Origin of the sequence: Leucobacter soli, assembly GCF_042659205.1 — a bacterium.
Lineage (GTDB): Bacteria > Actinomycetota > Actinomycetes > Actinomycetales > Microbacteriaceae > Leucobacter > Leucobacter soli.
Map to the genome: position 1 here is coordinate 1 of NZ_JBHSRW010000167.1, position 5,081 is coordinate 5,081.

Consider the following 5,081-nt stretch of genomic DNA (forward strand, 5'->3'; position numbering starts at 1 on the left):
TATGGCGGGCGCCTTCGCCGGCGGCATCGCGGGCGGGTACATTCCTGGCCCGGTGCTCATGGTGCTGTTCGCCGGAATGATGGTCGCGACCGCGACGGCGATGATCAGGGGCCGGCGGGCGAAGGCGCCGGTGGCCGCCGGAGCGGGCGCAGACTCGCATGGTAGCGGATCCGCTACCGCCGAGGCCGGCGCCGCCACCGGTATCGACGGCGAGGCCCGGCCCGGCCTGCCGATGAGGCGAATCGTGCTCGACGGCTTCCTCGTCGGCCTGGCGACGGGACTCGTGGGCGCCGGTGGCGGGTTCCTGATCGTGCCGGCGCTCACCCTGCTCGGCGGCCTGCCGATGGCTATCGCGGTCGGCACTTCGCTGCTCGTCATCGCCATGAAGTCGGCCGCCGGTCTCGCCGGCTACCTGTTCTCGGTGCAGCTCGACTGGCCGATCGTGCTCGGCTTCACGGCCGCCGCCGTCGCGGGCTCGTTCCTCGGAGTGCGGCTCGCGGGCCTGGTGCCCGAACGGGCGCTGCGCCGCGGCTTCGGCTTCTTCGTGCTCGCGATGGGCGCGTTCGTGCTCGTGCAGGAGCTGCCGAAGCTGATCCCCACCTGATCCCGTGCGCCGAGTACGGCTCGGCGCAACGACCTGCCCGACCCGATCCCCCGACGAAAGGAACCACCCGTGTCACGTAAGAAGTTCTCCCCGCTGCGCGCAGCGATCCTGCCCGCGGCCGCCGCAGCGCTCGCGCTCGGCCTCGCCTCGTGCTCGCCGGCAGCACCAGCCTCGATCGAAGTCGCCCCCGACGCGATCCTGCTCGACGTGCGCACCGCAGCCGAATTCGCCGAGGGGCACCTCGACGGCGCCGAACAGCTCGACTTCAACGGCGGCGAGGTCGCGGCCGCGATCCCGGGTCTCGATCCCGACGCCGAGTACCTGGTCTACTGCCGTTCGGGCAACCGTTCGGGCCAGGCGATCGCCCTGATGGAGCAGGCCGGCTTCTCGAAACTGACGAACCTCGGCTCGCTCGAGCAGGCGGCCGCGGCCACCGGCATCGAGATCGTGCGCTGAGCGGCGCGCACGCGGCGTCGTACGCGGCGCTAGTGGAGTTGTGGCATACGATGACTCTGACGAACAAGTCACGACGAAGGGATCGCGCCATGTGCGTGCGGATCAGCTGCGGCGACTGCGGCAAGCCCACCTGGGAGGGCTGCGGCCTGCACATCGAGGAGGCGCTCGGCGGCGTCGCGGAGGTCGATCGCTGCCACTGCGAGCGCTGACTCGATCGCTGACTCGATCGCTGACGCTGACGCTGACGCGGGCGCTGCCGTAGCGGCCGGGGTGTCAGAGCTCCGCGAGCAGACCCTTCCAGTGCGCGCGCCACTCCTCGATACGCTCGCCGTCGGCGAGGCCCTCGTGGCTGACTCCGAGCGTGGTCTTCGCCGAGTCCTTCGCATTCGGCGTGCCCGAGACCTCGATCCTGCCCGCTCCTTCGAGATCGAAGCGGTAGAAGGTGCGTTTCTCGGTGCGGGAGTCGCGTGCGCCGGTGACGGCGTGCCCGAGGTGCTCGGCGACCTGCCCGTGCGCGGACACCCACGCCGAGACGGCCGCGTCGCGGTCGAGCGTCAGGGTGCGGCTCGCGCTGACCCGGAAGGTGCCGCTCGAGGACTGTCCCGGGACGCGCAGACCGGTGTGCTGCTCGTACGCGATCGCCACGGCCTGCGCCCACCAGTCGGGGTTGGTGAGGCCCTCGCGCATCGCCGCGCGGGCGATCCGCGCGATCTCCGCGTGTCCGAGCTGCGCAGCGCCGTGGGAGTCGAAATGAGTGAGCCACTCGTTCCAGGCCAGCCCCGTGGCCCGCTCGATGGCCGCGATGCTCTCGCCTCTGGTCCGGTTGCCTCTCCCGTTCGGCGCGCCGTCGCTCATGGCGCAATCCTATGGCACCGGGTCGCTCAGAGCTCGAAGGTGCGCGAGTGATCCCACGGCTCGGCGCAGCCGGCGCCGTCGGAGAGACCGGCGAGCAGCGTCCCCGTGAGGCCCCGTGCGATGCGCCCGTTTCGCGCGCAAGTGCGCAGTTGCGCCGGGTGCGATCGTCCTGCACCCACCACGACTGCGCACTTGCGCCGCGGGAAGGGGATCAGCCGATGCCCGACATCTCCTCCGTGTGGGTGTGGCCGATCCGCGCGAGCACCTCGGGGCGGTTCGCCTTGATCCACCAGAAGCGGAGGAACGCCGCCAGCATCGTCGCGAGGAAGATGTAGGGGATCACGTTGAACGGGAACGCCGGTACAGGCCACACGTTCGCGATGAACACGTACGCCATGGCGACGACGGCGACCACCGCGCAGAGCCAGACCATGCCGTTCGGGATGCCGTGGCGGCGGGTGTAGACGACACCGGCGATGGCGACGAGCGCGTAGGCGACCATGTAGCCGTAGGTGCCGTAGGTGTCGACCCAGACGACGATGTCCATCGGATGGGTGCCCGCGATCAGCAGGATCACGTCGAGGATGATCGCCGCGGCGCCCGCCACGAGCAGCACGCGGTGCGGGGTGAGGTGGGTCTCGTGGGTGCGGCCGAAGCGCTCAGGGGCGACGCCCTCCTTGCCCATCACGTAGATGATGCGACCGACGACGTTGAGCGGGGCGACGACCACGGCGAAGAACGACGCGGCGACGCCGAACACGAGGATCGGCGCGAACCAGCCGGGCATGCCGATGCGGTCGTTGATGGCCTGCAGCGGGCTTGCGACCTCGCCGAGCTCGTCGCCGAGCACGGCGATCTGCGTGTAGGCGGAGAAGACGTAGAGCACGCCGACGAAGAGGGCGCTCCACATGATGGCCCGGGGGATCGCGGTCTTCGGGTTGCGCGCCTCGCGGCCGAGGGCGTCGGCCGACGAGAAGCCGACGAAGCCGAGGATGCCGAGCACCATACCGGCGGCGATCCCCTGGAACGGCACGCCCTCGAGCGAGAACTGCGTGGGATCCCAGGCGTCCGGCCCGAGCCAGACGAGCGAGGTGATGAGCAGGACGGTGATGATGAACACCGAGATCAGCTCGAGCACGAGCGACACCCGCGCCGACATGCGGATGCCGATGATCGTGAAGAACGTCGCGAGGCCGCCCAGCAGGACGGTGAGGATGACGAGCCAGACGGTTCCGGTGGCGGGGATGCCGAACAGCTGCAGCAGGTCGGAGAAGTAGGAGGCCGCGCCGCCGAGCGAACCGGCTGCGATGCCCCAGGAGCCGATGAGCAGCGCGACGCCGGCGGCGAACGCGCCCGTCGGGCCGAGTCCCTTCGACACGTAGGTGTAGAGGGATCCTGCGGAGGGGTGGCGCCGGGCGAACATCGACACGATGTAGCCGACGCAGAGGATCACGATCGTGGCGAGCGCGAACGCGTACATGGTGCCGTTGCCGGCGCCCAGGAAGATGGCCGCCGCGGTGAACGCGATGACGGCGCTCGGGGCGATGCTGGCCAGGGCCTGCGCCGCGAGCTCGGGGCCCGACATGACCCCTTCGCGAAGGCCCTTGTCGACCTTCGTCTCAACTGTCTGACTCAATGTTCTCTCCTTCGAGTGAGCTGGTGGATGGTGTGCCGAACGTGCGGTGTCAGGGGATGAGGAGGGTGCGCAGCACGCCGCCGGCCTCGAGATCGGCGAGAGCCTCCGCCGCCTCGTCGAGCGGGCGGCGGCCCGAGATCAGCGGATCGATCTTCAGCTGCCCGTCCATGTAGCGATCGACCAGGGCGGGGATGTCGATCGACGGGCGCACGGAGCCGTAGTTCGAACCGAGGATCCGCTGGTCGGCCTCGGCGAGCACCAGGGGCTCGAACGAGGCCTTGGCGCCGGTCGGGGGCAGCCCGACGATCACCGCGGCGCCGCCCAGTCCGAGCATGCGGATCGCCTGCTCGGTGGTGACGGTGCGGCCGATCGCGTCGAAGGCGTAGTCGACGCCGTCGGGGATCAGCTCGAGCAGCTGCTCCACGGCGTCGCGCTCGGAGGCATCGATGCGATCGGTCCCACCGAACTGCAGCGCCATGTCGGTCTTCTCGGGCACCACGTCGATCGCGACGATCCGTTCGGCGCCGGCGAGCTTGGCGCCCTGCACCACGTTCAGGCCGACGCCGCCGCAGCCGATCACCGCGACGGTGGAGCCCGGCTCGACCGCGGCGGTGTTGAGCACGGCGCCCACACCGGTCGCCACGGCGCAGCCGACGACGGCGATCACGTCGAGCGGGGCGTCGTCGCGCACCTTGATCGCGCCGGAGGCGGGCACGACGACCTCCTCCGCGTAGGAGGAGACGCCGAGGTAGTGGTGGAGCGGTTCGGCGGTGCTCGGCTCGCCGCCGTCCGCGGCGGGGAGGCTCAGCCGGGAGGTGCCGTCGAAGAGGACGCCCTTGGGCGCCACGACCGTGGCGACCTTCTGGCAGCGGGCCTCATGGCCCTGGAGGCAGTAGCGGCACTCGCCGCAGGGCGGCACCCAGCTCAGCACGACGTGGTCGCCCACGGCCAGCGAGGTGACGCCCTCGCCGAGCTCGACCACGACGCCGGACCCCTCGTGGCCCATCACCATCGGTGCGGGGGCGTCCCATTCGCCGCGCTTCACGTGCAGGTCGGAGTGGCAGACGCCGGCAGCGGCGATCTTGACGCGGACCTCGCCGGCACGGGGCGCGGCGAGCTCGACTTCGGCGACCGAGACGCGGGTCTCGGGGTCCCGGAATACGACGGCTTTCATGTGCTTCCTCACTCCTGTTCAGGCGTGCGCGGAGCGGACGGCTGCGCGCGGGTGCTATCGGAGATGGTAGAGAGGAGCGACCCGGTCTGTCACTGTACCAATGCGTGAAGTACTCGCGTCAAGATCAATGATCGGTACACTTCAGGCATGACCCTCGACCTCGCCGCCGTCGTACGCGCGGTCGGCGGCGAGTGCCTCGCGCACCGGATGCCGCCGCACACCCCTGTCGACGGGATCGCCCCGTTGAGCGAGTTCGTGGTCGTCGGCAGCCCGGAATTCGCCACCCTGATCACCGGGCCGGTCGCCGAGCTGCGCGCCCGGCTGGAGAGCGGCGGCGGTGCGGCGGAGGTCACGGC

Annotated in this window: 5 protein-coding genes and 1 pseudogene; 3 read left to right on the forward strand and 3 right to left on the reverse strand. The window is 70.6% G+C overall.

Annotated elements, in window-relative coordinates; genetic code table 11:
* The coding region (locus ACFPZL_RS09800; protein ID WP_382335247.1) for a sulfite exporter TauE/SafE family protein at positions 1–604 on the forward strand (604 nt) is incomplete at its 5' end.
* Positions 605–673: 69 nt separating this feature from the next.
* Positions 674–1,060, forward strand: a complete 387-nt coding sequence (locus tag ACFPZL_RS09805) for a rhodanese-like domain-containing protein (RefSeq protein WP_236021969.1) — start codon at positions 674–676, stop codon at positions 1,058–1,060.
* Positions 1,061–1,333: 273 nt separating this feature from the next.
* Here the strand turns inward: ACFPZL_RS09805 and ACFPZL_RS09810 are convergent, their stop codons facing one another.
* The 3 genes from ACFPZL_RS09810 to ACFPZL_RS09820 form a co-directional block, all read right to left on the reverse strand.
* Positions 1,334–1,915 carry a hypothetical protein gene (locus ACFPZL_RS09810; protein ID WP_218114628.1) on the reverse strand — a complete coding sequence of 194 codons (582 nt, stop codon included), beginning with the start codon at positions 1,913–1,915 and terminating at the stop codon, positions 1,334–1,336.
* A gap of 211 nt (positions 1,916–2,126) precedes the next feature.
* Positions 2,127–3,500 carry an APC family permease gene (locus ACFPZL_RS09815; protein ID WP_218114673.1) on the reverse strand — a complete coding sequence of 458 codons (1,374 nt, stop codon included), beginning with the start codon at positions 3,498–3,500 and terminating at the stop codon, positions 2,127–2,129.
* Between the two features lie 100 nt (positions 3,501–3,600).
* Entirely contained in the window at positions 3,601–4,725 is a 1,125-nt protein-coding gene (locus ACFPZL_RS09820; protein WP_382335250.1) for an alcohol dehydrogenase catalytic domain-containing protein, read from the reverse strand.
* 147 nt (positions 4,726–4,872) lie between these two features.
* On the opposite strand from ACFPZL_RS09820, the pseudogene ACFPZL_RS09825 reads away from it, so the two are divergent.
* Positions 4,873–5,081 (forward strand): annotated as a pseudogene (locus tag ACFPZL_RS09825) (PucR family transcriptional regulator); the annotation flags it as partial.